This window comes from Streptomyces sp. NBC_00078 (assembly GCF_026343335.1).
Classification (GTDB): domain Bacteria; phylum Actinomycetota; class Actinomycetes; order Streptomycetales; family Streptomycetaceae; genus Streptomyces.
On sequence record NZ_JAPELX010000001.1, the window covers coordinates 1,489,635 to 1,516,565 of the forward strand.

The 26,931-nt window shown below is 70.3% G+C and carries 23 protein-coding genes, 1 pseudogene and 1 riboswitch; of the genes and pseudogenes, 6 read left to right on the forward strand and 18 right to left on the reverse strand.

Annotated elements, in window-relative coordinates; all coding sequences use genetic code 11:
- Positions 1–214 precede the first annotated feature (214 nt).
- Positions 215–1,450 (forward strand): glycoside hydrolase family 18 protein, encoded by a 1,236-nt coding sequence (locus OOK07_RS06890; protein WP_266795535.1) that lies wholly within the window; start codon positions 215–217, stop codon positions 1,448–1,450.
- Between the two features lie 51 nt (positions 1,451–1,501).
- On the opposite strand, the gene OOK07_RS06895 is transcribed toward OOK07_RS06890, so the two are convergent.
- The 5 genes from OOK07_RS06895 to OOK07_RS06915 form a co-directional block, all read right to left on the reverse strand.
- Complete coding sequence (locus tag OOK07_RS06895) at positions 1,502–2,161, reverse strand: TetR/AcrR family transcriptional regulator (protein ID WP_266677909.1); 660 nt, start codon at positions 2,159–2,161, stop codon at positions 1,502–1,504.
- A 119-nt stretch (positions 2,162–2,280) separates the two neighbouring features.
- Complete coding sequence (locus tag OOK07_RS06900) at positions 2,281–2,421, reverse strand: SCO1431 family membrane protein (protein ID WP_266677910.1); 141 nt, start codon at positions 2,419–2,421, stop codon at positions 2,281–2,283.
- Between the two features lie 143 nt (positions 2,422–2,564).
- Complete coding sequence (locus OOK07_RS06905) at positions 2,565–3,908, reverse strand: C39 family peptidase (RefSeq protein WP_266795537.1); 1,344 nt, start codon at positions 3,906–3,908, stop codon at positions 2,565–2,567.
- A gap of 216 nt (positions 3,909–4,124) precedes the next feature.
- Entirely contained in the window at positions 4,125–5,636 is a 1,512-nt protein-coding gene (locus OOK07_RS06910) for an amino acid permease (protein ID WP_266795539.1), read from the reverse strand.
- Between the two features lie 17 nt (positions 5,637–5,653).
- Complete coding sequence (locus tag OOK07_RS06915) at positions 5,654–6,604, reverse strand: hypothetical protein (protein ID WP_266677913.1); 951 nt, start codon at positions 6,602–6,604, stop codon at positions 5,654–5,656.
- Positions 6,605–6,866: 262 nt separating this feature from the next.
- Here OOK07_RS06915 and OOK07_RS06920 point away from each other — a divergent pair, with 262 nt between their 5' ends.
- Positions 6,867–7,487 carry a uridine kinase family protein gene (locus OOK07_RS06920; protein WP_266801908.1) on the forward strand — a complete coding sequence of 207 codons (621 nt, stop codon included), beginning with the start codon at positions 6,867–6,869 and terminating at the stop codon, positions 7,485–7,487.
- A 426-nt stretch (positions 7,488–7,913) separates the two neighbouring features.
- Positions 7,914–9,779: an AAA family ATPase gene (locus tag OOK07_RS06925; protein WP_266795541.1), complete on the forward strand. Its 1,866-nt coding sequence runs from the start codon at positions 7,914–7,916 to the stop codon at positions 9,777–9,779.
- A gap of 26 nt (positions 9,780–9,805) precedes the next feature.
- On the opposite strand, the gene OOK07_RS06930 is transcribed toward OOK07_RS06925, so the two are convergent.
- The 10 genes from OOK07_RS06930 to OOK07_RS06975 form a co-directional block, all read right to left on the reverse strand.
- Entirely contained in the window at positions 9,806–10,891 is a 1,086-nt protein-coding gene (locus tag OOK07_RS06930) for a hemolysin family protein (protein ID WP_266677915.1), read from the reverse strand.
- Positions 10,888–12,213, reverse strand: coding sequence for a hemolysin family protein (locus OOK07_RS06935; RefSeq protein ID WP_266677916.1), 1,326 nt, complete (start codon positions 12,211–12,213; stop codon positions 10,888–10,890). The genes OOK07_RS06930 and OOK07_RS06935 overlap by 4 nt, the downstream gene beginning before the upstream one ends.
- Positions 12,214–12,400: 187 nt before the next feature.
- On the reverse strand, positions 12,401–12,844 hold the full coding sequence (locus tag OOK07_RS06940; protein WP_266677917.1) for a PH domain-containing protein: 444 nt from the start codon (positions 12,842–12,844) through the stop codon (positions 12,401–12,403).
- A gap of 28 nt (positions 12,845–12,872) precedes the next feature.
- Positions 12,873–13,730, reverse strand: coding sequence for an ATP phosphoribosyltransferase (gene hisG / locus OOK07_RS06945; RefSeq protein ID WP_266677918.1), 858 nt, complete (start codon positions 13,728–13,730; stop codon positions 12,873–12,875).
- A gap of 47 nt (positions 13,731–13,777) precedes the next feature.
- On the reverse strand, positions 13,778–14,050 hold the full coding sequence (locus OOK07_RS06950) for a phosphoribosyl-ATP diphosphatase (RefSeq protein ID WP_266530748.1): 273 nt from the start codon (positions 14,048–14,050) through the stop codon (positions 13,778–13,780).
- Positions 14,051–14,084: 34 nt separating this feature from the next.
- Positions 14,085–14,570, reverse strand: coding sequence for a 6,7-dimethyl-8-ribityllumazine synthase (ribH, locus tag OOK07_RS06955; protein ID WP_266677919.1), 486 nt, complete (start codon positions 14,568–14,570; stop codon positions 14,085–14,087).
- Positions 14,571–14,605: 35 nt separating this feature from the next.
- Positions 14,606–15,895, reverse strand: a complete 1,290-nt coding sequence (locus OOK07_RS06960; protein WP_266795545.1) for a bifunctional 3,4-dihydroxy-2-butanone-4-phosphate synthase/GTP cyclohydrolase II — start codon at positions 15,893–15,895, stop codon at positions 14,606–14,608.
- Positions 15,892–16,533 (reverse strand): nicotinamide riboside transporter PnuC, encoded by a 642-nt coding sequence (gene pnuC / locus OOK07_RS06965; RefSeq protein ID WP_266677922.1) that lies wholly within the window; start codon positions 16,531–16,533, stop codon positions 15,892–15,894. Before pnuC ends, OOK07_RS06960 begins: the two co-directional genes overlap by 4 nt.
- Entirely contained in the window at positions 16,530–17,135 is a 606-nt protein-coding gene (locus OOK07_RS06970; protein WP_266677924.1) for a riboflavin synthase, read from the reverse strand. Before OOK07_RS06970 ends, pnuC begins: the two co-directional genes overlap by 4 nt.
- 145 nt (positions 17,136–17,280) lie before the next feature.
- Positions 17,281–17,411, reverse strand: a riboswitch (FMN riboswitch).
- 307 nt (positions 17,412–17,718) lie between these two features.
- The gene (locus OOK07_RS06975; RefSeq protein ID WP_266795546.1) at positions 17,719–18,957 is read right to left on the reverse strand and encodes an ROK family transcriptional regulator; all 1,239 of its coding nucleotides are present in this window, start codon (positions 18,955–18,957) and stop codon (positions 17,719–17,721) included.
- A gap of 153 nt (positions 18,958–19,110) precedes the next feature.
- Here OOK07_RS06975 and OOK07_RS06980 point away from each other — a divergent pair, with 153 nt between their 5' ends.
- Entirely contained in the window at positions 19,111–20,322 is a 1,212-nt protein-coding gene (locus tag OOK07_RS06980; RefSeq protein ID WP_266795547.1) for an MFS transporter, read from the forward strand.
- A gap of 228 nt (positions 20,323–20,550) precedes the next feature.
- Here the strand turns inward: OOK07_RS06980 and OOK07_RS06985 are convergent, their stop codons facing one another.
- Positions 20,551–21,810: an alginate lyase family protein gene (locus OOK07_RS06985; RefSeq protein WP_266795549.1), complete on the reverse strand. Its 1,260-nt coding sequence runs from the start codon at positions 21,808–21,810 to the stop codon at positions 20,551–20,553.
- A gap of 191 nt (positions 21,811–22,001) precedes the next feature.
- Positions 22,002–23,111 (reverse strand): glycoside hydrolase family 6 protein, encoded by a 1,110-nt coding sequence (locus OOK07_RS06990; RefSeq protein ID WP_266801909.1) that lies wholly within the window; start codon positions 23,109–23,111, stop codon positions 22,002–22,004.
- A gap of 174 nt (positions 23,112–23,285) precedes the next feature.
- On the opposite strand from OOK07_RS06990, the gene OOK07_RS06995 reads away from it, so the two are divergent.
- A complete protein-coding gene (locus tag OOK07_RS06995; protein WP_266795550.1) occupies positions 23,286–23,972 on the forward strand; it encodes a DUF5995 family protein in 687 nt (228 codons plus the stop codon).
- A 73-nt stretch (positions 23,973–24,045) separates the two neighbouring features.
- Positions 24,046–24,954, forward strand: a pseudogene (locus OOK07_RS07000) (LLM class F420-dependent oxidoreductase).
- Positions 24,955–25,175: 221 nt separating this feature from the next.
- Here the strand turns inward: OOK07_RS07000 and OOK07_RS07005 are convergent.
- On the reverse strand, positions 25,176–26,876 hold the full coding sequence (locus OOK07_RS07005; protein ID WP_266795552.1) for a flavin monoamine oxidase family protein: 1,701 nt from the start codon (positions 26,874–26,876) through the stop codon (positions 25,176–25,178).
- Positions 26,877–26,931 lie beyond the last annotated feature (55 nt).

Below are 26,931 nucleotides of genomic sequence, written 5' to 3' on the forward strand. Positions count from 1 at the left end.
TGTGAGTATGCCCGATCGGAGGCATCACGTCACCAGTTAACGACCGCTCACTTCAAGAATATCCCGGCCCGCCGGAAAGCCCTCGCGACTCCCCGTGAAATTGGTCCGCACCATTGACCACACTGGTCTAGTCCTCCTACTGTTCCCGACCAACGCCTTACCGCGTTCATGCCAATCGGCGCGCGTTTCCCTCTCCCCCACGAGGAGACACCCGATGCACATTCCGCACCGCCCCCGCGCCTCGTTCCGGGCGCTCGTCTCCGCCGCGTGTTGCGCGGTCCTCTGCGCCGGGCTGCCGGCCGGCGCGGGCACTGCCGCCGCCGCTGAACAGTCGTCCCGGCAAGCCGCCGGGTCCAAGGTCGTCGGCTACTTCACCGAATGGGGCACCTACGACCGCAAGTACTACGTCAAGAACGTCGAGACGTCCGGCTCGGCGGCCAGGCTCACGCACATCAACTACGCCTTCGGCAATGTCACCGGCGGCAAGTGCGCGATGGGCGACTCCTATGCCGCGACCGACCGCGCCTACACCGCGGCCGAGTCGGTGGACGGGGTCGCCGACACCTGGGACCAGCCGCTGCGCGGCAACTTCAACCAGCTGCTGAAGCTGAAGAAGAAGCACCCGGGGCTCAAGGTCCTGTGGTCCTTCGGCGGTTGGACCTGGTCGGGCGGCTTCGGCGAGGCCGCGAAGAACCCGGCCGCCTTCGCCCAGTCCTGTTACGACCTGGTGAAGAACTCCAAGTGGGCGGGCGTCTTCGACGGCATCGACATCGACTGGGAGTACCCGAACGCCTGCGGCAACAGCTGCGACACCAGTGGCAGGGAGGCCTTCAAGAACCTGATGGGGGCGCTGCGTTCGAAGTTCGGCGGCGGTTCGCTGGTCACCGCGGCGATCACCGCGGACGCCACGAGCGGCGGCAGGATCGACGCCGCCGACTACGCGGGTGCGGCGCAGTACGTCAACTGGTACAACCCGATGACGTACGACTACTTCGGCGCCTGGGACGCGACCGGGCCGACGGCGCCGCACTCGCCCCTGAACTCCTACTCCGGCATCCCGAAGGCGGACTTCAGCACCTCGGCGACCATAGCGAAGCTCAGGGGACTCGGCATCCCGGCCGCCAAGCTGTTGCTCGGCATCGGCTTCTACGGCCGCGGCTGGACCGGTGTCACGCAGGCGGCACCCGGCGGCAGCGCGACCGGTCCGGCAGCGGGGACGTACGAGCAGGGCATCGACGACTACAAGGTGCTCAAGTCCAAGTGCCCGGCGACCGGCACGGTGGGCGGCACCGCGTACGCCAAGTGCGGGCGCGACTGGTGGAGTTACGACACACCGTCGACCATCGGCACGAAGATGACGTACAAGAACCAGCAGGGTCTGGGCGGCACGTTCTTCTGGGAGCTGAGCGGGGACACCGCGAACGGTGAGCTGATCAAGTCGATCAACTGACCTCGGGAGTACGGTGGTCGGGGCGGGGGCGCGGGAGCCTCCGCCCCTCGCTCACGCGCCCCGGCGGGCGGGGACGGGAGCAGGGTAGGCCGGGTCCATCTCCTCGATGGCCCGCATGGTGCCGCCGAGCGTCTTGACCAGGAGCTCACGCAGCTGGTCGCGGGAGAGCTGGGGGCGGTCGATCCAGTCGAGGGTGGCGCCCTCGACGCTGCACACCCAGGAGAGCAGGCCCATGCGGGCGAGCGGGGCGATGTCCGTGCGGCCGTACGCCCCTTCGGCGACGGTCGCGACGATCGCCTCGCGCACGCCGTCCCGGATGGCGTGCACCTCCGCGTCGAAGCCGACGCCACCGCTGACGATCGCGCGGAAGGCGGCCTGGTTGTGCTCGGCGTAGCGCAGATAGCCGTCCATGGTGCGGTGGACCCGGTCCACCTGTTCCAGTTCCAGACCGCTGCCCGCGTAGGTGATCAGGTCGGCGACGGAGTCGTGGATGATGGCCAGGTAGTAGCCGCGCTTGGACTGGAAGTAGTAGTAGATCAGCCCTTTGGCGACACGTGCCTGACGTGCGATGTCATCCATCGAGAGCGCGTCGTACGAGGTGTCGGCGAACAACTTCCGCCCGATGGTGATGAGTTCGGCGCGGCGCGCCAGCGAGCGCTCGGTGCCGCGCGCCCGGGGGCGGTTGGTGTCGCTCTGGTGGCTGATCTTCAATTTCGACCCTGGTCTCCAGCGGGCGGCGGGACATCCGCAGTATGTCAGAACAACCACCCACTCGTTCGAGTCTGATCGACTGTGGTGGGTGCGGCGGGAGCCCGTCGGGACGGGTCAGATCACAGCAGGCCGAGCTGGGCGACGAGCATCGCGACGACCACGACGAGGGTCCAGCCCATGACGTGCTCAAGGATCTTCGGGCCGTCGCCCTCGGGGCCGCCGGTGCGGGTGCGGGCGGTGGTGGCTGAGTGTGCGGTCATGGCATCTCGCTGAGGTCGGACGTGCGGTGGACTCCCTCTATGGCTTTGTCCACCTTGCCACCTGGAACGGCTTTTGCGGCAGAGACGTTGGTCACAGTCGAAAGGCCCCGGTTTCCCGGGGCCTTCGCACGGTCCGGGACGGCTCAGCGCACGCCGACCGCCGCCAGCGCCCTGCGCTGGTGCGCCGTGGGACGCGCCGGGAAGTACAGGTAGCAGACGCCTCCGGTGCCGGAGACGACCTTGCCGGCGGCGTTGTAGCGCTTGGTGCGCAGCCAGATGTTCTCCCACTCGCGCCGCTTGTAGACGCGCCGCACGGCGGAGTCGTCCTGCGAGGCCGGGTCGTTGGCGATCACATCGCCCTCGGCGGTGAACCCGATGACGGTCATCAGGTGCCCCGAGGTGCCGTAACCCGCCCCGGTCAGCTCCTCCTTGAGGAACGACTGGGACGTTATGGCCGGGATACCGGCCGCGATCAGCGTCTCCAGGTCGGTGAGCGAGCCGAGCCGCGTGACCACGCCCTGCAGACCCTGGTACGTGGCCGCGTAGGCGGCGTTGAACGGCCAGTTGCCGCAGCCCTCGTACTGGTAGTCGTAGGTGAAGCGGGCGGCGTGGCACACCTGCGGGTCGGCGAACGCCGGGTCCACCCAGGCCAGTTGCGCGGGGCTGAGCCGACCGCCCCAGTACTCGACGATCATCTGCGAGGAGGTGGGGCTGCACCAGGCCTCGCCGCCGTTGTCGTACTCGGGGTACTGGCCCTTGTGGATCTCCTGCGAGTAGCGCGGGACGGCCAGCTCCTTGGCGAGGCCGGGTGTGGAGGCCGGGACCGTGAAGCGGTCCGGGACGTCCGAGCCCATCGCGCCCACGCGCCACACGGTGGGGGTGAGCTTGGTGCCGGGCTTGCGGTAGAGGGTGAGGCGCAGACGGTACGAGACCAGACGCAGGCCGGTCGTCGCGTCGTCGATGGCGAAGGTGTCCGTCCAGATGGTGCTCTTGCCGTCGGTCTGGCCGTCGACCGAGGTCCGCTTGATGTCCTGGTCGCCGGCCGCCCAGCGGCCCATCACATACCAGGGGGTCTCGCTGCCGTCGGAGTATGTGCCGTGCAGCTCGATCTGGAGCCAGGTACCGGCCGGGGTGTGCGCGTTCCAGGAGGCGATGACCTCGGTGGCGGGGACGCGGAGCCGGTGCACGGGGGACGTCCAGGTCGCGTACTCCCAGGCAGCCGTCGTGCCGGTGTGCGGGTCCGTGTAGTCGGTCGTGCCGGCGGGGGTGGCGAGCACCACGCCGGGCCGCGCGCCGACGACGCTGCGGGTGCCCTTCGCGGTGCCGGCGCGCCAGTCGGGCACCCTGGTCCAGGCGTGGTGGTCGACCGGGCCTGCCGGGGGCGTCGCGGCCCGGGCCACTCCGGCGGTGACCATCGGGGCCACCAGCGCCGCGGCGACCGCGGCGGCCAGGACGTTTCTGCGGGACGGCTGTTCGGCTCTGCTCATGGGCGGAAGGACCCCCAAGTGTCCGAGTCGGGACGGATACAAAGGCACTTCTGCGCTGCACGTGGTGCCGCACGTGCGCCAACTATGGCCGCAGGCGTGACGTCCTGCCAGCACTTCGGCCCATGCCACGCCCACGAATATTGGTCTCCACCAGTGGCATGACCTGCTGCGCCGTCCGGCCCGGCACACGGTGGGGGTGCGCCGGGCCGCCGCGACTCAGATCAGGTCCATCGCCGCGACCTCGTCGGGGCGGCCGTAGCTGACCGGCCCCTGGAAGCGGCGGCGGGCGGTGGCGAACCACCAGACCGTGGCGACGGCCAGCACGGCGGCGAGCGCGATCGGCGCGTAGTTGAAGGAGTCGACGGTGATCGGTGAGGCCTGCGGGAGCATGAACAGGACGCTGCTGAGCAGGATCCAGGCCACCGCGACCACGCCGACGGGCCGGCTCCAGCGGCCCAGGTGCCACGGTCCCGGCTGGAACTCCGCGCCCAGGCTCAGCCGGAGCAGGATCGGTATGCCGTAGGCGAGGAAGAGTCCGACGACGTTGACGCTGACGATGGCGGTGAACGCCGTGTGCGACCACCAGCCGGGCAGGACGAGGGCCAGCGAGCAGCCGACCGCCAGCCAGACGGCCTTGACGGGGGTGCGGGTGCGCGGTGAGACCGAGTGCCACAGCCGGGAACCGGGCATGGCGCCGTCGCGGGAGAAGGCGAAGATCTGCCGGGTGTTGCTGGTGAGATTGGCGAGACCGCAGAAGAGCATCGCGCCGATCACGATCAGCAGGAGCACCTTGGCGGTGCCCAGCCCGAGTCCGTCGATGAGAATCTGGACGGGCGGAGCGGATGCGCTCGCCACACGGTCGTAGTCGTGAATGCTGTAGACCAATGCGAGCATCAGGATCAGTCCGGTGATCGCCGAGTAGCCGATCGCGCGCGTGATCCCCTTCGGGGCGTTGACGGTGGCCCGCACCGTTTCCTCGGACATGTGGAAGCTGCCGTCGAAGCCGGTGAAGGTCCAGCTGGTGACGAGCAGGCCGAGCATCCCGCCGTAAAGGCCGTTGGTGAAACCGGTGTTGTTCGCGAAATGCGTGACGAAGGACGTCGGCTGATGCTGGTCGGGTCCGACGGTCAGGGCGCCGACGATCACCACGAGCCCGACCAGCAGCCACCACACGGAGATCCGGTTGAGGACCGCGACCAGCTGGATGGTGTAGGTGTTGGCGAGCCCCTGCAGCACGATCAGCACTGCCGTGATCAGCACCGTCTGGTGGGCGGTCGGCACGTACGAGGACCACTGCAGGGCGACGAAGGCCTGGATGAAGGTGGCCGCCGCATAGCCGGTGGCGGCCGTGCCGCCGATCTGGCCCACGAAGTTCAGCCAGCCCGTGTACCAGGACCAGGCTCCCCTGTGCCGTTTGGCGAGTCTACCGGCGGAGAAATAGAGCGCACCGCTCGTGGGATAGGCGGAGGCGACTTCCGCCATGGCGAGACCGACGAAGAGCACCATGACGGAAACGCCTGTCCAGCCGAACACCAGAATACGGGGACCGCCGGCATTCATACCGAATCCGAAGCTCGAGAAAATGCCCGAGATGATGTTGATGATGGTGAAGGAGATGGCGAAATTGTCGAAGGCCTTGAAGCGGCGCGTGAGTTTTCTCGGGTAACCCATCGCGTGCAGGGTGGCGTCGTCGTCGAGCGCCTTCGGATCTGCTGTTCGTTCTGACATCTGCCGGGTCTTTCTCTCTATGGGGGGACAGGGAGACCGCAGGCGCGACGGGCCCGGGACAGCTGGTCGGCCGGCTCCCCGAAGGCCGACCAGGGCATGCGCGAGGCGTACGGTCCCATCGCCGCGAAGACCGCCCGTGCCTCGAACTCGCGCTTGCCCATGACCAGGGCGTGTGCGAGATAGGCCAGGTCGAGCACCGGCGTGAAGCGGTGGCCCGCCACCGTGGGCAGCCAGTTCTGGTAGATCGCGAGGGCGGTGGAGCGCCACTGCGGCTCCTCCCAGACGCGGTCGGCGAGCAGCTGGGTCGGGTTGTAGCTCTCGACGAGGGAGACGAGCGGCAGCAGTCGTAGCGGGGAGTCGGCGGGTGCACGCTGGCCGAGGAAGGCGGCGACGTCCCAGGCGGCGTTCACGGAGCCGCCGTGGCGGGTGAAGAAGCAGGCCAGGAAGCGGTGATGGGCCTCGCGGTGCCACGGGTCGAGGGAGAGCACGTGTGCGAACAGGCGCCAGGGCCCGGGCGGTGCGGTGAGCAGCCCCCGCGGGGCGGGTTCGTTCAGCCGGTGCAGCCTTGCCATGGCCAGCCGGGCCGCCCAGGGCGTGGGATCGGCCGGGTTCGCGGCGGCCGCCCGGTCGCAGGCCGCGAGCGCGATCCGCTCCAGGGCCTTCGCCCGCTCGTCGTGCGCGTCGGCCGCGGCCAGCGCCCGCAGCACCGCCACCCGCGCCCACAACAGCGCGGCCTCAGGCGTCGGCTCCTCGGCCAGCCAGCGCTCGGCGAGATCGGAGTCGGCGGCCTCCGAGGCGAGGACCAGCGAGCGGTGGGCGCGCAGCCCGAAGTCGTCGCGGGTTTCGGTGAGAGCTTCGTGTGCGCTGCGATAGCGGCCCGCGCGGATGTCGACGCATACGCTCGCGAGCAAGCGGTCGTCGGCCGCCGGATGCCAAACATACTGCCCTTCGAATAACCCTGCGGCCATCTGCTCCTGTCTCCCCGTACGACGTCGCACACTTGTGCACCTGGCACCTTACTCAGCGAGGAGCGCAACCGGAACGCCGTTTTCGATAAGGCGTGTCGAGGTTCCGGCGCGGGAATAACACCGGCTCGCGGCCGGCCGACGACTAGTTCAATGCGACACCATTTTCAGGGGGCCCGCAGACGCCCCCCATACACTCCGATTTCACCCACCACTAGAATGTTCCCGCCGAATATGCCCGCCCGCGCCGCACAAGGAAACGACCATTCGAAACCTCGCCTCCCGGCTCCGTCGCCTGCCGCCGTCCTGCGGCCCGGTCCGCCTGATCGGCGTCGACGGACACGCCGGCTCCGGAAAGTCCACGTTCGCCGGGCAGTTGGCCCGGGCACTGGACGGGGCGCCCGTGCTGCACCTCGACGACATCGCCAGCCACGACGAGTTGTTCGAGTGGAGCGGGCGGCTGCTGACCGAGGTGATCGAACCGCTGGGCCGCGGCGAGAGTGCCCACTACTCCGCCTACGACTGGCACACCCGCCGCTTCGGACCGCCCCGCGCACTGCCGCCCGCACCGGTGGTCCTCGTCGAGGGCGTCGGCGCCGGCCGCCGCGCACTGCGCCCGCATCTTGCGGCCCTCCTGTGGATGGAGCTGCCGCACGAGGAGTCCTGGGCGCGGGGACAGCAGCGGGACGGGGAGGAGCAGAGGGACTTCTGGGCCGGGTGGGTCAGGGCGGAACGACGGCACTTCGCCGCGGATCCCTCGCGACCGTTCGCCGACCTTCTGGTGCGGCAGTCGGAGAAGGGGTACGAGGTGCTGCCGGGGCCCGCGACGACGGTTGGACCGGACCAGAAAATCACGCACGGTGACGGACCAGCGGCAGTGTGCTGAACTTGTGAAGACCGCCTCCGGAGAACTTCCCGGAGTGCCTCAACTCGGCTTGACCGACGGGCCGTACAGGACTTACGTTCTGAATGTGCGGCCGTTCGAAGCCGCCCGCAGTCGCGAAGCCCCCGGTTGTTCCCCCGTGATCGGGGGCTTCGTTCTGCCCACACCCCACTTTTCCGGACGCCTCGCGGCGGGTTTTGCTCACCCACGGTCACCGTCCGAAGTGCGCCCCGTCCGCTCCCACCTCGTCAAACGGCCTGTGCGGCACCCTTCGGCGGGTGACACCGGCGCAGGTACGATGCCCTCGGTGCGACCTTCGGACGGCTGCGCGCACCGCAACTCCGGTCCGCGGTACGGCGGTTCGATCTAGGAGGCCGACGGCGACGGTCCGGCGGTCAACCGACGGGGGCACGGTTTGTGGGGGACGTGATGGATTTCGGCTTGCAGGGCCCCGAGGCACCGGCCGACCTCGCCTGGCTGCGGGGTGTGGATGCCTACACGATGGGCGCCTATCCGCAGGCCGAGGAGGAGTTCCGGGCCGCGGTCCGGATGGATCCCGGGATGGCCGACGGCTGGCTCGGACTGCACGCGCTGCGCGTCGACACGACGACCGCACTGTTACGGATGTTCCGGCACCGGGACCGCTTCGGGGAACAGCGCGCCCGGCACCGCCGGGCCCTCAACTCCTGGTACTGGCTGGGCTGGTGGGTGCAGCCCGTGCTGGAGAGCCCGCGCGATCTGCTGCTCGCGCACGCCTCGCACTGGCTGGACGGCCGCCATGTCCCCGAGTTGGACCGGGCGCTCGCGGGCCTGCCGCCCGTGGACACCGACCCCCAGGTCCGCTTTCTGCACGCCTGCCGCGCCTATCTCGTCAAGGACTGGGACCAGCTCGTCCGCCACACCGACCCCCTGATCGACGACGCCCTGCTCGGCATCGAGGCGGGCCTGTTCGGCGGCATGGCGCGGGTCCGCCTGGAGACGTACGGGCAGGCCGAACCCCTTCTGTCCACAGCCCTGATGCGCTGCCGCAGCGAGCAGCCGCAGCGCAAGGAGCTGCGTTACTGGCTCGCGCGGGCCCACGAGGGCACCGGCCGCTCGGCCGCCGCTCTCCCTCTGTACCGAGCAGTGCACCGCGTCGACCCCGCCTTCATGGACACCTCCGCCCGGCTCGCGGCGATCGCCGAGAGCGACGGGTACGACGAGGCCACCGACCTCGCGGCGATCACTCTCTCCGGTGGCCAGGACGCGCTGGAGGGCCCCGACACCCTGGACCCGCTGTTCGGCGCCGAGGGCCGGGACCTGAGGATCTCCGATTCCGACCTGCCTCCGGTGGGCCCGCTGCCGTCGGCGATCGACCCCGCGGTGCGCCACAAGACCGTCGGCCCTGCCGGCTCTCCGCTGCCCGCCGGCCCCACCGACCCCGAGCTGCTCGAAGCGGCGCTCGCCGAGCTGGAGCGCATGGTGGGCCTGGAGCCGGTGAAACGCCAGGTCAAGGCACTGTCTGCGCAGTTGAACATGGCACGGCTGCGCACGGGCCAGGGCCTGCCGGTGCAGCCGCCCAAGCGGCACTTCGTCTTCTCCGGCCCCTCGGGCACCGGCAAGACCACGGTGGCCCGCATCCTGGGCCGTGTCTTCTACGCCCTCGGACTGCTCGGCGGCGACCACCTCGTGGAGGCCCAACGGGCCGACCTGGTGGGCGAGTACCTGGGCCAGACAGCCGTGAAGGCCAACGAACTGATCGACTCCGCGATCGGCGGTGTGCTCTTCGTCGACGAGGCGTACTCGCTCTCCAACTCCGGCTACGGCAAGGGCGACGCGTACGGCGACGAGGCGCTGCAGGTGCTGCTGAAGCGGGCCGAGGACAACCGCGACCACCTGGTCGTCATCCTGGCCGGCTACCCGGAGGGCATGGACCGTCTGCTGGCCGCCAATCCCGGCCTTTCCTCCCGCTTCACGACCCGCGTCGACTTCCCGTCGTACCGGCCCCTCGAACTCACCTCGATCGGCGAGGTGCTGGCCACCGAGAACGGCGACGTGTGGGACGAGGAGGCCCTGGACGAGCTGCGCTCGATCGCCGGGCACGTGGTGGACCAGGCATGGATCGACGAGCTCGGCAACGGCCGGTTCCTGCGGACTCTGTACGAGAAGAGCTGCGCCTACCGGGATCTGCGGTTGTCGACGTATCCGGGACTGCTGTCCCGGGACGACTTGTCGACGCTGCGGCTGCCCGACCTGATGCAGGCCTACGGCGAGGTGCTGTCGGGGCGCGGCCCGCAGGATCCGTCCCCGATGTGACGGACCCACGGGCCACGGCCCGTTCGTCAGCCTGTCAACGCCCCTTCCGGCGCGCCGCTTACCCGCGGCTCGGTCACCTTCACCTCCGGCACTTCCCGGTGGGCGTGGTCGGTGACCTCACCGACCAGGAGCTCCAGTACGTCCTCCAGGGCGACCAGGCCGAGCACCTTGCCCGACGCGTCGGCCACCTGGGCCAGGTGCGTGGCGGCGCGGCGCATGACCGTCAGGGCGTCGTCCAGGGGGAGTTCGGAGCGCAGCGTCGTCATGGGGCGCCACAGCTGCTGCGGCACCGCCCGGTCCGAGTCCTCCAGGTCCAGTACGTCCTTCACGTGCAGATAGCCCATGAAGGCGCCGTTCTCCGCGGCGATCGGGAAGCGGGAGTAACCGGTGCGGGCGGTGAGCTCGACGATCCGGCCCGGTGTCACCGACGGCGGAACCGTCACCAGGGACTCCCGCCCCAGGAGCACGTCCGTCACCGGGCGGGAGCCCAGTTCCAGCGCGTCCTCCAGACGTTCCTGCTCCTCGGGGTCGAGCAGGCCCGCCTGGCCGGCGTCCTCCACCAGGCGGTTGAGCTGTTCGCTGGTGAAGACCGCCTCGACCTCGTCCTTCGGCTCGACCCGGAAGAGCCGCAGGATGCCCTGGGCGCAGGCGCCGAGGGCGATGGTGATCGGCTTGCAGAGGCGCGCGAAGGCGACCAGGCCCGGCGCGAGCCACACGGCGGCCTTCTCCGGTGCCGCCATCGCGAGGTTCTTCGGGACCATCTCGCCGATGACGAGATGGAAGAAGACGACGACGGCGAGCGCGATGACGTATCCCAGCGGGTGGATCATCCCGTCCGGGAGGTGGACCCATGCGAAGACCGGTTCCAGCAGATGCGCGACGGTCGGTTCGGCGACCGCGCCCAGGGTCAGCGAGCAGACGGTGATGCCGAACTGGGCCGCGGCCATCATCTGCGGCAGCCGCTCCAGGCCGTAGAGGACCTGGCGGGCCCGAGCGGTGCCGAGCGGTTCGATCTGGCTGCGGCGGACCGACACGAGAGCGAACTCGGCGCCGACGAAGAAGCCGTTGGCGAGGACGAGCAGCCCGGCGAACAGGAGTTGGATCACGCTCACCGGGTGACCTCCACGACCGGTCCGGTCCGCACCAGGCGGACCCGCTCGGCGCGGTAGTGCCCCACGCGGCGCACGGTCAGCCGCCAGCCGGGCAGCTCCGCCCTGTCGCCGACGGCCGGGATCCGGCCGAGCCGGTCGGCGACCAGCCCGGCGACGGTCTCGTACGGCCCCTCGGGCACGTCGAGGCCTATGCGCTGCAGGATGTCGACGCGGCAGCTGCCGTCGGCGTCCCAGGAGGGCCTGCCGTCCTCCGGCGGGGCCGCGGCGAGTTCGGGCACGTCCTGCCCGTCGTGCTCGTCGCGGACCTCGCCGACGATCTCCTCGACGATGTCCTCCAGGGTCACCACGCCCGCCGTGCCGCCGTACTCGTCGACGACGACCGCGATGGGCTGCTCGCTGCGCAGCTGGGCGAGGAGGGGCTGGACCGGCAGGGTCTCGGGGACCAGCAGCGCCGGGCGGGCGATACGGCCCACAGGGGTGCGCAGGCGGTCGTGGACCGGGACGGCCAGCGCGTCCTTGAGGTGGACCATGCCGACGATTTCGTCGATCCGCTCCTTGTAGACCGGGAAGCGGGACAGGCCGGTGGCGCGGGTGAGGTTGACCACGTCCTCGGCGGTGGCCGTCGACTGCAGCGCACTCACCTTCACGCGCGGGGTCATGACGTGCTGCGCGGTCAGCTCTGCGAGCGACAGCGTTCGTACGAAGAGGTCGGCCGTGTCCTGTTCCAGGGCGCCGGCCTGCGCGGAGTGCCGGGCCAGCGAGACGAGTTCGCCGGGGGTGCGGGCGGAGGCCAGCCCCTCGGCGGGCTCCACGCCCAGGGCGCGGACCAGGCGGTTGGCGACCGCATTCAACGCGGCGATGACCGGTCGGAACAGCCGGGCGAACCCGTGCTGCGGGCCGGCGACGAAGCGCGCGACCTGCATCGGCTTGGACACCGCCCAGTTCTTGGGCACGAGTTCGCCGATGACCATCTGCACGGCGGAGGCCAGCAGCATGCCGACGATCACCGCGACACCGGAGACGGCGCCCTCGGGGATGCCGATCGCGCTGAACGGGCCGTGCAGCAGCTGCGCGAGCGCGGGCTCGGCGAGCATGCCGACGACGAGGGAGGTGATGGTGATGCCGAGCTGGGTGCCGGAGAGCTGGAAGGACAGCTCCCTGAGCGACTGGGCGACCCTGAGGGCCCGTTTGTCGCCTTCGGCTGCGGCCTTCTCGGCGTCCGTCGACTCGACCGTGACCAGGCCGAACTCGGCGGCCACGAAGAAGCCGTTGGCCAGGATCAGCAGGAGGGCCGCTCCCAGGAGCAGCAGGGGGGTGGTCATGATGCCGCCGCCTCGATGGGTCGTGAGGTGGCGGCGCAGGTACTACAGGACGATCCGTCCATCGCTGGAGGGAGTCACTCCTCGGGTAGCAGGGAGCCTCTGAGGACCGGCGGAGACCGGCGGGAGCATCAGCGGCGGAGGTGCAACGAAAACGCCTCCGCCAACAGATTAATCAAGACATGGGTCTCTACGGCAGATCCCTCGTCGAACGGGACTCGGCGAGGGCACGCAGGGCGCGGGCGTCGGCGATGGCACGCTCCTTGGCGATGCCCGGCTGGATGCCGAGCGCGGGCAGGCTGGTGCCGTCGCTGAGGTCGAGGAACACCCAGGGGTCGCCGGGGCGCAGGTTCACATGGAGGATCTCGGCCCACTCCAGGTGCCGCCTGGTGGCGATGTTGACGACGGTGACGCCTCTCTCGTCGGCGACGACCCTCACCCGGGCGAGCAGGGCCAGCACCCCGAACAGGATCGCCCCCGTGAAGACGAAACTGAGCTTCTCGCCGGGGCTGAGCTGCTCCAGGAGCAACGCGACGGTCGTGATCACCACGAAGATCGCGGCGCCGCTCGTGAGCAGGACGGCCCGGGTGCGGCCCGGCCGGAACGTGACGGGGAGGGTAGGCAGATCGGACATCTTCCGGTGTCTCTCGGGTCGCCGTCCGTCAGAGACGGCAGGCGTGGATGGCCGTGGTCAGGATGGCCCGCGCGCCGATGTCGTACAGGTCGTCCATGATCCGCTGGGCTTCCTTGGCCGGGACCATCGCACGGACGGCGACCCAGCCCTCGTTGTGCAGCGGGGAGACGGTCGGCGACTCGAGGCCCGGGGTCAGCGCGACGGCCTTCTCCAGCTGCTCGACGCGGCAGTCGTAGTCCATCATCACGTACGTCCGCGCCACCAGGACGCCCTGCAAACGGCGCAGGAACTGCTGAACCTTTGGCTCGGCAGCCTCCTCACCGTCGGCGCCGGTGCGGCGGATGACGACGGCCTCGGACTTCATGATCGGTTCGCCGAAGACCTCCAGGCCCGCGTTGCGCAGGCTGGTGCCGGTCTCGACGACATCGGCGATGACCTCGGCGACGCCCAGCTCGATGGCGGTCTCGACCGCTCCGTCCAGGTGGACGACGGAGGCGTCGACACCGCTGTCGGCGAGGTGCTTGGCGACGATGCCCTCGTAGGAGGTGGCGACCGTCTTGCCCGTCAGGTCCTCGATGCCGTTCGCGGTGCCCGGCTTGGACGCGAAGCGGAAGGTGGAGCGGGCGAAGCCCAGCGGGAGGATCTCCTCGGCATTGGCGTCCGAGTCGACCAGCAGGTCGCGGCCGGTGATGCCGATGTCGAGGCGGCCGGAGGAGACGTAGATCGCGATGTCGCGGGGGCGGAGGTAGAAGAACTCGACCTCGTTGGTCGGGTCGACGATCCGCAGCTCCTTGGACTCACGGCGCTGCTGGTAGCCGGCCTCATGCAGCATCTCCGCCGCAGGGCCTGACAGGGAACCCTTGTTGGGGACGGCGATGCGCAGCATGAGGTCGGCTTCCTTCGTTCGTTCGTACGGGATGGGGAGCGTGCGGCTCAGAGGTGGGCGTAGACGTCGTCCAGGGAGATCCCGCGGGCGACCATCATCACCTGTACGTGGTAGAGCAGCTGCGAGATCTCCTCGGCGGCCGCTTCCTTGCCCTCGTACTCGGCGGCCATCCAGACCTCGGCGGCCTCTTCGACGACCTTCTTGCCGATGGCATGGACGCCCTTGCCGACCAGTTCTGCGGTGCGGGAAGTGGCGGGGTCGCCGTGGGCGGCCTTCTGCTGGAGCTCGGTGAACAGCTCCTCGAACGTCTTATTGGACATGGTGGCGCCCACTTTACGCGGTGTGCCGACCGGCCTAGCGCCATGGTTCGGATACTGAGCGGAGGGTGGCCGCGGTCGCCACCGCCGCCGTCACCGCCTCGTGCCCCTTGTCCTCGTTCGAGCCCTCGATTCCGGCCCGGTCCAGGGCCTGCTCCTCGGTGTCGCAGGTCAGCAGGCCGAAGCCGACGGGGACGCCGGTGTCGACGGAGACCTGGGTGAGGCCCTGGGTCACGCCCTGGCACACGTACTCGAAGTGGGGGGTGCCGCCCCGGATCACGACGCCGAGGGCGACGATCGCGTCGTAGCCGCGGCCCGCGAGGACCTTGGCGACGACCGGGAGTTCCCAGCTGCCGGGGACCCGCAGCAGGGTCGGCTCGTCGATCCCCAGGTCGTGCAGGGCGCGCAGGGCGCCGTCCACCAGGCCGTCCATCACCTTTTCGTGCCACTGCGCAGCGATGACGGCGACCCGCAGGTCACCCACGTTGCGTACGGACAGTTCCGGTGCGCCCTTGCCGCTCACGTTCTCTTGTCTCCTCGTGACGTCTGACGGTCGTTTTACTGGGTGCTGCAGGTGGACACGGGGGCCGTGTCCAGCCAGGGCAGGTCGTGTCCCATCCGGTCCCGCTTGGTGCGCAGGTAGCGGAGGTTGTGCTCGCCCGCCTGTACGGGCATCGGCTCGCGGCCGGTGACCTTGAGTCCGTGGCGGACGAGCGCGTCGGTCTTGGCGGGGTTGTTGGTCATCAGGCGCAGGCTGTGGACGCCGAGGTCCTCCAGGATCTGCGCGCCGGCGCCGTAGTCCCGGGCGTCGGCGGGCAGGCCGAGTTCGAGGTTGGCGTCGAGGGTGTCACGGCCGCGCTCCTGGAGCTCGTAGGCGCGCAGCTTGGACAGCAGGCCGATGCCGCGCCCCTCGTGGCCGCGCAGATAGACGACCACTCCCCTTCGCTCGGCCTGGATGCGCTCCAGGGAGGCTTCCAGCTGGGGGCCGCAGTCGCAGCGCAGGGAGGCGAAGATGTCGCCGGTCAGGCACTCGGAGTGGACGCGGACCAGGACGTCCTCGCCGTCGCCGAGCTCGCCGTGCACGAGGGCGACGTGCTCGACGCCGTCGACGGTGGAGCGGTAGCCGTAGGCCGTGAACTCGCCGTAGACAGTGGGCAGTTGGGTCTCGGCCTCGCGGCGGACGGTGGGCTCGGAGGTGCGGCGGTAGGCGATCAGGTCCTCGATGGAGATGATCGTCAGGCCGTGCTTGCGGGCGAACGGGATCAGCTCGGGCAGGCGCAGCATCCGGCCGTCCTCGCCGGCGATCTCGACGATCGCGCCGGCCGGCCGCAGCCCCGCGAGGCGGGCGAGGTCGACGGCGGCCTCGGTGTGGCCGTCGCGGGTCAGGACACCGCCGGGCCTGGCGCGCAGCGGGAAGATGTGGCCGGGGCGCACGAAGTCACCCGCCTCGGCGTCGCCGCTCGCCAGCAGCTGGAGCGTGGTCGCGCGGTCGGCGGCCGAGATGCCGGTGGTGACGCCGTGCGCGGCGGAGGCGTCCACGGAGACGGTGAACGCCGTCTTCATCGACTCGGTGTTGTCCGCGACCATCTGCGGGAGTTCGAGCCGGTCCAGCTCCTCGCCCTCCATGGGGGCGCAGATCAGGCCGCGGCACTCGCTCATCATGAAGGCGACGATCTCGGGGGTGACCTTCTCGGCGGCGACGACCAGGTCGCCCTCGTTCTCACGGTCCTCGTCGTCGACGACCACGATCGGGCGGCCGGCGGCGATGTCGGTGATGGCCTGCTCGATCGGGTCGAGCGACCAGTCCTCGATGCCGTCTGCGGTGTAGAGAATCGGTGCCGATGTCATGCCGGCGCTCCTTCCAGGACGGGCCGCGCGCTGTCACGGGAGCGCAGCCACCAGTCGCGCATGCCCCACAGGACGAGCGCGCCGTAGATGACGTAGACGAAGCCGGAGAAGGCGTAGCCGTTGGCGAAGTTGAGGGGGACGCCGACCACGTCGACCAGGAGCCAGGCGATCCAGAACTCGACCATGCCGCGGGCCTGGGCGTACATGGCGACGATGGTGCCGACGAAGATGTAGGCGTCCGGCCAGGGGTCCCAGGACAGGGACGGGTAGGCCTTGAAGAGCAGGGCGACCGCGACCGTGCCGACGGCGGCGGCGGCGACCATCGCGCCGCGCTCGCGCCAGGTGGCGAACCGCGGGGTGATGTGACCGTCGGCGGACCGGCCCTTGTCGCGGTTCCACTGCCACCAGCCGTACAGGGCGACGACCATGACGACGACCTGCTTGCCGGCGCTGCCGGCGAGGTGGCCGTAGAAGGCGATGAAGAGGACCAGGCCGGAGAGGAACTGCACCGGCCAGGTCATCAGCGAGCGCCGCCAGCCGAGGGCCAGGGTGATCAGGCCGAGGATGTTGCCGATCATGTCCGACCAGATGATGTGCTGGTCGAGGAGGGTGAAGGCCTCCGAGTTCAGCCAGTTCACCGGGCCGCCCCCTGGCTGTTGGCGAGCAGCCGCTCGACGTACTTGGCGACGATGTCGACCTCGAGGTTGACCGGGTCGCCGGGCTGCTTGCGGCCGAGCGTGGTCAGGGCGAGGGTGGTGGGGATCAGGCTGACCGTGAAGTGGTCGGGGCCCGCGTCGACCACGGTGAGGCTGATGCCGTCGACCGTGATGGAGCCCTTCTCGACGACGTAGCGGGTCAGGTCCGCGGGCAGCGAGACCTTCACGATCTCCCAGTGCTCGGAGGGCTTGCGCTCCAGGACCTTGCCCGTGCCGTCGACATGGCCCTGGACGATGTGGCCGCCGAGGCGCGCGCCCACGGCCATCGGGCGTTCGAGGTTGACGCGGGAGCCGACGGCGAGGGCGCCGAGGCTGGATCGGTCGAGGGTCTCCGCCATGACGTCGGCGGTGAACTCGTCGCCTTCGTGGTCGACGACGGTGAGGCAGACGCCGTTCACCGCGATGGAGTCTCCGTGCTTGGCACCCTCGGTGACGACGGGGCCGCGCAGACGGAAGCGACACGCATCGCCGAGGTTCTCGACGGCGGTGATCTCGCCCAGCTCTTCGACGATTCCGGTGAACACTTCCCGGGTCCTCCTGCCTCTTCGGGCACGGACTCCGGGGCTGTCGATGACGACAGAATGTACGAGCGAGAACACCGGGGGCGACGCCGGACGCAACCGTCCCGAAGGACGGACCGATACGGCGGCGCGCACGAATGCCCGCCCGCCGCGCACTGCCTCCCATCCGGACTTTAACCGTCGGTCCAGGAATTTCACCTGGTCAACCGGCCGCTGGAAGCGACCGGGTCGCGGACTGTAACCGCCGGTTCGGACTTTCACCGACCCCGGAGTGCGCTGCTTCTGGTACAGGGCCAGTCTGCCACGCCTGATCGAGGTCCATACAGGCGAACGGTGTGGGCCTGCTCACAGGATGCGCCGCTGGACTTCTCAACTCCCCTGACCTGCTGGACCCTTTGGTCTAGTCCTTTTGGAGTACGGGCTTCCCGGGGCTGCTCGCCATACGCAGGTGCCGCTCGGGAGTACGCAGGCCCTGCTCGGGCTTGGGATCGTGCTGGTGCCGGACACGTTCCGGCAGAGGAACCACCCCTCCGGGAGCAAGCAGGTCACCGCTCTGGAGACGCAAAGCGCCCTCTGCATGCGGGGGTTACCGTTCGGGAGGTGCGAACAGGTCGTCCTGAGCTCCGTCCCGTGCGGTGAGCAGTGCTCCGCGAAGTACGGCACCCCCACCGAGGGCGCTCGCCCTGACCTCGGTGGGCAGCGGTGACATGCGCCGGACCCGTTCGGACACGCGGCCGGCGAGTTCGTCCCCGCCGGCCTGGCCGACCTCGCCGCCCAGCACGAGGCATCCGGGGTCGAGAATCGCCACCACGGAAGCGACACCGACGGCAAGGCGGTCGGCGAGGGCGTCGAGGAAACGGGCGGCCGGCCCGGCATCCGCAGCGGCGATGCCGGCTCGCGTCGGCGCTGCTCCCGCCTCCCCGCCCGCCCGCGCCACCGCCGCCCGCACCACCCCAGCGGCCGCCGGCTCACGCGCCGCCCCCTCCACCGTCACCCCGTACCCTCTCGCCAGCTCCACGATCGCCGCCGACCCCGCAAAGGAGTGGAATCCCCCCTCGCAGTCCGTCGCCGAAGGCAGTGCGGTCGTTCCCGGCACGGGCAGGAAGCCGATTTCGCCGGTCCCGCCGGAGGCGCCGCGGCGCAGTGCGCCGTCCAGGACCACGGCGGCGCCGGTGCCGTGGCCGAGCCAGAGGAGGACAAAGGTGTCGCGGTCGCGCGCGGCTCCTTCGCGCTGCTCGGCGACGGCGGCGAGATTGGTCTCGTTGTCGACGCTGACGCGGGCTTCGGGCAGGCGTTCCTGGAGGGCGGCGACCAGGCGGCGGTGCCACTCGGGCAGGCCCGAGGAGTCGCGGAGTTCCTCGGTGGCCGGGTCGATCAGGCCGGGCGCGCCGATCCCGACGGTGTGCAGGCGGTCGGCGCCGGCTTCCTTCGCCACACGTTCGACCATCGTGACCGCCTGCTCGACCGCGGGACCTGTCCCGGTGTCGTCGACGATCGGCACGGACGCTTCGGCGAGCACCCGGCCGAGCAGGTCGGAGACGATCACGGAGACGCCTTCGGTCCGGACGTCGAGGGCGGCGAGATGCGCGCGGTCGGCGACGATGCCGTACAGCTTCGCGTTCGGCCCGCGCCGCTGCTCCCCCGCCTCACCGACCACGGTGATCAGAGCGGACGCGGTGAGCCGCTCCACGAGATCGGCGACCGTCGGCCGGGACAAACCGGTCAGCTGCTTCAACTGCCCTGCCGTCAACGGGCCCTCCTGCTGCAGCAGACGCAGGGCGAGCCGGTCGTTGATGGCCCGGGCGGTGCTCGGGGATGCGGGCATGCCGGGATCCTCCCAGATCGGCAGGGACGCGCAGGACATGACCGGTGGCCCCGGCTCCGCACCGCGCGGCCAGTAATCCCCTATCTATCAGGCAGGGTTCCTGATAGTTTACGCGATGCCAGTGGGGAAGCGCAGGAACCGGGAGGGCCGAGAATGAGCGACGTGGTCTGCGACCTGCGCGAGGTGAGGCGGGCACGGTACGCCGTGGCCGCCGTGTTCGCCGTGCACGGCGCCGTCACCGGCTCGTTCGCGACCCGTGTGCCATGGGTCCAGGACCATGCCTCGCTGAGTGCGGGACAGCTCGGCTTCGCCCTCGCCTTCACGGCGTTCGGCGCCTCCTGCTCCATGCCGCTGGCCGGCCGGATCAGTCACCGCTTCGGCAGTCGCAGGGCTCTGCGCGGCCTCATCGTCCTGTGGACGATGGCCCTGGTCCTGCCGTCGCTCGCGCCGAACATGCTGGCCCTGTGCCTGGCGATGTTCGCGTACGGCGCGAGCGCGGGCATGGCGGACGTCGCGATGAACGCACTGGGCGTCGAGGTGGAGCGAATGCTCGGCAGGTCGATCATGTCGAGCCTGCACGGCATGTGGAGCGCGGGCGCCCTCATCGGCTCCGCGGCGGGCACGCTGGCCGCGCACCTCGGTTCGGACGCCCGCCTGCACTTCGCGCTGGCGGCGGCCACCCTCACCCTGCTCGGGACAGTGGCCTGCCGCTGGGTGCCAGACCTGCGGCCCGCCGAGGACGAGGACCCTCCGCCGAGGTTCGCGCTGCCGCCCCGGTCCGCGCTGCTCATCGGGACCGTCGGCTTCTGTGCGGTGTTCGCGGAGGGCGCCAGCCTCGACTGGTCGGCGGTCTATCTGCGCGACCAGCTGGACACGTCGGCGGGCCTTGCCGCCGCGTGCACGACCGGCTTCATGCTCACGATGGCGATCGCGCGGCTCGTGGGCGATGTGGTGGTCAACCGGTTCGGTGCGGTCCGCACCGTCAGGGCCGGCGGTGCCGTGGCGGTGCTCGGCGGACTGCTCGTGGTCGTGGCGGGCGATCCGGCGGTGGCCATGGGCGGTTTCGCACTGATGGGCCTCGGTATCGCGGTCGTTGTGCCGCTGTGCTTCGCGGCGGCGGGTCACAGCGGCCCGAACCCGAGTCAGGCCATCGCGGGTGTCGCGACCATCACGTATACGTCCGGTCTGATCGCCCCGAGCCTGATCGGCGGGGTGGCTCAGGCGACGAGTCTGGTCGTGTCCTTCGGACTGGTGACCGCTCTTGCGTGCGGGCTCGCGCTCTTCGCGGGCGTGCTCCGCGCCGGCGAGCGCAACCGCCCGAAGGTCGGCCCTCCGAGCGCGGCAGTCCCCGACCCACGTCCCTGAGCCGCTCGCTCCACGGCGCGGGGCGTATCGCGTCCGGGTCCATCGGACCAGGACGCGGATGCCGTGGGCAACGGCGGGCAGCCCGAGGGCTTCGGCGGTCACAAGCAGGGCTCCCGAGCGCTGGGACGAAGGGGCGGACTCCTGAACGCCGAGACGAAGCGACGGGGGGCCGCGGCGGGGGCATTCCACGCCCCCGGACGCTCAGGAGTCCGGTCGGAAAGGTCCTGATCAGCCCGCTATCGAGTCCAGTTGCCCGGCCGCCGGACGCAGCGCCCAGAGGTCACCGCCGGGCGGCGTCTCCAGCTTCGGCACTGCCTTCTGCGCCGCCCTGTCCCCCGCGTCCGCCGCCGCCTGGACGACATCGCTCGCCGCATAGCGGTGGAACTCCAGCTCCGGGTGCGGCCATGGGGAGGCCCCGGTCGCGGCCGGCAGCAGATAGTCCACCGCCTTCAACAGCCCCTGTCCGTCCGGCCCTTGATACGACCACAGATTGACGCCGACGTGCCGGCCGATCGCCGCGAGCCGGGTGTACGCGACCAGGTCGAAGGTCGAGTAGTGCCAGCTGCGCGTGCGGGCGAGCTCCTGCGGCTGACTGCCGTCGCCGGCTATCTGCGGGTCGATGCGCTTGGCGCGCGCGTCGAGCACGGTCCGCCGGGCCAGCGCCCGGTCGCCGGTCGCGTAGGCGAGGGCGGCGAGTTGCATGTCGTAGAACGTGCCGTGGTTGTTGGCCGCCGCGCCCTCCTCCCTGCCGAAGCCGCTGTTCTTCAGCCAGCCGAGGAAGTCGGAGTTCCACCGGGTCATCCCCTTCCGGTCGGCCTTCGTCCAGCCGGGGGCGCCCGTGCCGAGGATCGCGAGGGCGTCGACGACGCTGGTGTACGACTGCGAGAAGTCGATGATGCCGATGGCCCGGCCGTCGTACTTGCAGGGGATGAACTGCGCATGGTTCAGGTTCGGATTCATCCGGGTGGCCGGGGCGAGGAACCAGGTGCGCAGCACCTGCGCCGCCTTCTCAGCGTACGTCCGCCTGCCCGTGTAGTACCAGGCCAGGGACAGGTCGTACGTCGAGTCGAAGACCTTCTCGACATCCTGGCGGTCGGTGCCGGAGTCGACCTCGGGGTTGCGTTGCCCGTCCCGCTGGACGTACGGGCAGCCCCAGGGGTTGTCGGCCGTCGGGGCCGTGCTGGGCCACCAGTACGGGGCCTGGCTCAGGTAGTCGTGGACGTCGCCGCCGGGTGCCGGCTTCGGCTTGTCGACGACCGTCCAGGGGCCCTGGTCCAGCCAGTTGTCCGCGCGGGTCGTCAAGTTCCGCAGGGCTCGGTGCAGTTGGGGATCACCTCGGTCCAGGCGGAGCTTCGTCTGCTGCAGCCGGGCGCCGTCGAGAACTGCGGTGTCGGGCGCCCTGGGAGCCGCCTGCGCGGAGGGGACGAGGACGGCTCCGAGCGTCACGACTGCGGCCAGCAGGACGGCAGCACGGGATCTTCCACTCATCAAGCACTCCGATCAGTCGAACGATCGATCAGATACGTGAACACAGTTCATGAGCAGGACCGTGCGAGCGTAGGACCCCCTGGTACCCGTGACAATGGTCCGGACGGTCTTCACGTACAGAGAAAGCGAAACCTCACCATGGACCTCGGCGTGCGCTGGCCACTGCACGGTGCCGGGCGGACCCCCGCGCCCTACGACGAGGCCAACTCGTAGGCGTACGAAGGGGTGAACGTCCCGGGCGAGCCCTTGCAGCCGTCCGACTCCCCCGGCAGCTTCACCCACAGATAGGCGTCGATCCCGGCCTCGCCGGTGCTGAGTGAGGGCGCCCGGCCGATCTTGCGGCCCGACGGGTCGCACCAGTCGCCGTCGGCCGGGGCACCGTTGCCGTTGCGGCTGGTGTCGATGACGGCGCCCAGGCTCGCGGGGCCGCCGAGGTCGGCGAGGACCCGCCGGTCGTAGGCGATCTCGTCGGACGTGGTGTGGAAGTTGGAGACGTTGCTGAAGATCCCGTCGGAGGACGCTGCCGAAGCCGCGCCCGCCTGCTTCAGCAGACTCGCCTGCGTCGCGGCCGCGTTCCAGCCGGAGTGGCCGGCGTCGTAGTACACCCGCACCTTCGGGTCGGCGGCCTTGAGGACCCGGCCGGCACGGGCCAACGAGGCGAACCGGTCCGCGCGCCCGCCCTCGGACAGACAGTCGGCCTGAGCTATGGAGTCGGGCTCCAGGATGACGACGACCTCGCCGGACCCCAGCCCCGCCGCGAACCTGTCGACCCATCCGTCGTACGCGGCGAGGTCGGGCGCCCCGCCCTCGGAGGCACCGCCGCAGTCGCGGCCCGGTATCGCGTACGCCACCACGACCGGCACCCGGCCCTGCGCCCCGGCCGCCGACGTGACGGCGCGGACCCGGGAGGTGATGGTCGACGGGGTGAAGTCGGCGAACCACACCGCGGCCGGCTGGTCGGCGATGCGGGACTCTATGACCGGCGTGCGCGGGTCGCCCGGGTGGGAGCGGACCCAGTCGAGCACCTGGGAACCGGGGTGGCGGTACAGACTCGCGGACGCCGGGGCGGCCTGCCGCTTCTCCTCCGTCCGGCTCGGGGAGGGGGCGGGGCTCTTCCTCTTCGCCGAGGCGGAGGAGGACGGGTGGGTCGCCGACGGGGACGGCACCACCGGCAGTTGGTTCAGCTGCGGCGAGCTGGTCACCTCGGGCTTCGCCTCGTCGGTGCCCCGGCCGTCGTCGAGCGCGGTCATCATGCCGGTCACGGTGCCGACGGCGACGACCACGGAGGCCGCCGCGACCATGGCGCCACGGCGGGCGGCGCGCCTGCGCTCGGCCCTGCGTGCGGCCAGAAGCTGGGCACGAAGGCCTGACACAGTGCTGGTCCCCCTCTCGCGACGGTGGATGCGTTCCCCCGTTCTGGGGAAGCGCCGGACCCGCCGACACCGCCGTCAGCCTATGACTGAGACCCTTCCCCCATGGGGCAATTGGAACAGTTCACCACTTCTGTAGACGCAGTCGTCTCCCGTATGCGCGCCCTCGACGCGATGCTGCCCGAGCGGGACGGCGTCGCGGTCTTCAACCGCGTCTACCTCGCCGTCACCGAGGCGGTCGACCGCCGTATCGCCGGCAGTGGGTTCCCGGACGCCCGGGCCGCGATCACGCTGGACGTGCGGTTCGCGGAGCGCTATCTCGCCGCCGTCGACGCAGTGGCCGACGAACGGCGCCCACCGGCCTGCTGGCGGCCCCTGTTCCAGTTCCGCCGCCATCCCGGCGTACGACCGCTGCAGTTCGCGCTGGCGGGCATCAATGCGCACATCGGCCACGACCTGGCGCTCGCCGTGGTGGACAGCTGTCGTACGTTGAACTGCGAACCGGCCGACCTGGAAGACGAGTTCGATCGCGTGGGTGACCTCCTCGTCTCGCTGGAGGAGCGCATCCGCGAAGATCTGATGCCGGGCCCCGACCTCCTCCAGATCGCCGATCCGCTCACCCACCTGCTCGGGGCCTTCAGCCTGGAACGGGCCCGGGACGCGACCTGGTCGGCGGCGCGTGCCCTGTGGGCGCTGCGCCGAATGCCCGACGTGGCCGAGGAGTTCACCGAGCGTCTGGACGCGGCGGTGGGCTTCGCGGGGCGGATGCTGCTCACGCCGCTGCCGGACTGATCCGGTCGCGTTACGTTGGTCGAGGTGCCACTTGAGGCAGAACGGCGCACAGGAGCGTACGCATGCCCATTCGCTGGGCCTGAGTCTTCCCCAAGCACGGCACTACGACATCGGACGGGACGTGCCGGACGTCGCCCGCACCGCGGAGCGGATCGGCTACGACAGTCTCTGGGTCTACGAACGCGCCCTCTTCCCGGATCCCGCGCCCCAGGGCATGGGCGGCATGGACGGGGTCCCCTGGCCCGACCAGTACCGCGGCGTCCCCGGAGCCCCTGGTGACGCTGACGCCGGCCGCCGCGGCGACCGAGCGCGCCGAGTTGGGCACCAGCGTCCTGGTCGCTCCGCTGCACGGCCCGTTCCAACTGGCCAGGACGCTGGGCACCTTGGACGCGGCGAGCGGTGGCCGGGTCGTGGCGGGCTTCGGCACGGGCTGGTCGCTCGACGAGTACGCGGCCGCGGGCGTGGCCCCCTTCGAGGAACGCGGCCGTGTCCTGGACGAGATCATCGACGTCTGCCGTGCCGTGTGGGGCCCGGACCCGGTGCGTTACGAGGGCCGCCACACCCGGATCGCCTCGTCCGCGATCGGGCCCAAGCCCGCCCGCCCGATCCCCATCCTGCTGCGCTCGCACAGCAGGAAGGCGATGATCAGGCTCGTCGACCGGGCCGACGGCTGGATGCCCATCGCCATGGGAGCCGGACAACTTGCCGACCAGTGGCGGCAGTTGCAGGATCTCGCGGCCGCGCACGACCGATCCGCTCGGCGGTCCGGGTGAACGCGCAGTACACCGCCAAGGCGTACGACGCCGCGGACCGGGCGGCGTTCCAGGGCAGCGACGACCAGATCGTCGAGGACCTGGCCGCCCACGCCGAGATCGGCCTCGACGAGTTCTTCTTCGGACTCCAGGGCCACCTGCGCGACGTCCAGGAACTCAAGGACGTCGCCGCGGAGGTGTACGAGAAGGCTCGCGCGGCCGGCGTCTAGCCCGACAGGCAACGTTCGCCCCGTCGCGACGCCCGGCATGCTCCCCCACTGCCTCAAGGGCGTGGAAGGTGCCCCCACGCGCCGCACCGGGCACGGACCCAAGTACGTCCAGTACGCGGGCCCGCCCCCGGCACTCCCCCAGCTTCCGGCCGGGAGGGACCCCCCAGAGCACGCACCGGACGCCGCTCCTTACGGGCAAACGTCGCCCGCCCGGGCACTGGTCAGTCCTCCGGCAGCTCGACCGGCGCGATCTCGTCGTACACGTCGCCCGGGCCCGGGTTGGTCGTGTCCGTCCCACCTCCGAATTGGTGCATGACGCCCCAGACCGCGTTCAGCGCGGTCTGGATCGCGCCCTCGGCCCAGCCTGCCGTCCAGGAGATGTCGTCGCCGGCAAGGAAGATGCCCCGCTTGTCCTCGGGCAGCCGGTCCTGCATGAAGTGCGTGAACAGGCGCCGCTGGTAGCGGTAGTGGCCCGGCAGGTTGGCCTTGAACGCGCCCATGAAGTAGGGCTCGTTCTCCCAGGACACGGTCACCGGGTTGCCGATGACGTGCTTGCGGATGTCGACGTTCGGGTAGATCTCGCCGAGCGACTTCAGCATGACCTCCATCCGCTCGTTCGCGGACAGCGGCAGCCACTTCAGGCTGTCGTCGCACCAGGTGTACGAGAGGCAGATGACGGCCGGCTTGTCCGGACCGTCGTCCAGGAGGTAAGTGCCGCGCGTCATACGGTCGGTGAGCGTCATCGACATGACGTCACGGCCGGTGACCTCGTCCTTGTCCAGCCAGAACGGCCGGTCGACGGGCACGAAGAGCTTGCTGGACTCCATGTAGTGGGTGCGCTCGATCGCCGTCCAGTGGTCGATCGGGAAGAGCGAGTCGTCGCAGGCGATCTTCGACAGGAGCATCCAGGACTGGGCGGTGAAGACGGCGGCCCGGTAGGTGCGGATGTCGCCGTTCGCGTCCGTCACGGTGATCCGGTTGCCGGCGGTGCGGTGCAGCCGGGTCACGGCGGGGCGGGGCTCGCCGGTCACGTGCAGGGCCTTGAGGGAGGTCCCGTACGGCCAGTGCACGATCTTCTCCGGCTCACGTTCCCAGAGCCGGAGCGGCAGCTGCTGGGAGCCGCCGACGATGCCGCGGTGGTGGTCGTCGGCCTCGGTGTAGACGACCCGCAGGATCTCCAGGATGGAGTTCGGGAAGTCGGTGTCCCAGCCGCCCGTCCCGAAGCCGACCTGACCGAAGATCTCGCGGTGGCGGAAGGACCTGAAGGCCTCGGAGTCGCAGAGGAAGCCGTAGAAGGTCTGGTTGTCCAGCTTCTCGACGAGCCTCGACCAGATCTCACGGATGCGCGGCACGTCCCGCTCGCGCAGGGCGCGGTTCATGTCGGAGAAGTCGGCGCCCTCTTCCAGGCAGGTGTTCCAGGCGTGGGCGACGTCCCGGTACACCTGCGGCAGGTCGTCGACCGTCTCGGCGTAGTGCGACTCGCCCTTGAGGTCGACGACCGTCGAAGGGGTCGCCTCCGCAAGGGGGTTGGGGAATGGCCGGGTCTCGAGTCCCACCAGGTCGATGTAGTGCTGGAGCGCCGTCGAGGAGGGCGGGAAGCGCATCGCGCCCATCTCGGCGGTGAGGTCCTCGGTGCCCGGGCCGTCGAAGCCGACGGTGCGCAGTCGTCCGCCGATCCGGTCGGCCTCGTACACGACCGGCTTCAGGCCCATCTTCATCAGCTCGTAGGCCGCCACGATGCCGGACAGCCCGCCGCCGATGACCGCGACCTCGGCGCCGTGCTCGGTCGCCGGTATCTGGCCGAGGCCCGCAGGGTGGGCGAGGAAGTCGTCGTAGGCGTACGGGAAGTCCGGGCCGAACATGGTGATCGGCCGCTGGTGCTCGTCTGCGTGCTCGACGGCGTTGGGCACGGTGGACGTCATGGGGTGCGGACTCCTTGCGGGAAAGCTGCTGAAGCTGCTGGCGGAAGGCTGTTTT